A 249-nucleotide genomic window follows, 5' to 3' on the forward strand; every position below is an offset into this window, starting at 1 on the left:
CATCACTGGATTTTGGTACTGAATTGCTTTGATGTTTTTCAAATATTTTATAGTGGATTCTTCCTGATATCAAATCAATTCCAGCTAATAGTGAAAGAGTTCCATGTCTCTTGTATTCGTAATCTCTTGATATTGTGGAATACTACCCTTCTACTGGCATAAGATCTGGGTAAACATTTCCAATTGCTTGAATACCTGGTTTTTCATCGTAGGAAATAATCACGGTTTTAATTTCTTCTTTTTTTCACT

Annotated in this window: 1 pseudogene; it reads right to left on the reverse strand. The window is 32.9% G+C overall.

What is annotated here, in order from left to right:
• Positions 1-223: pseudogene (locus ASJ81_RS23890) on the reverse strand (hypothetical protein); the annotation flags it as partial.
• Positions 224-249: the final 26 nt, after the last annotated feature.

The sequence above is a fragment of the Methanosarcina spelaei genome (genome assembly GCF_002287235.1).
In the GTDB taxonomy this organism is placed as follows: Archaea; Halobacteriota; Methanosarcinia; order Methanosarcinales; family Methanosarcinaceae; genus Methanosarcina; species Methanosarcina spelaei.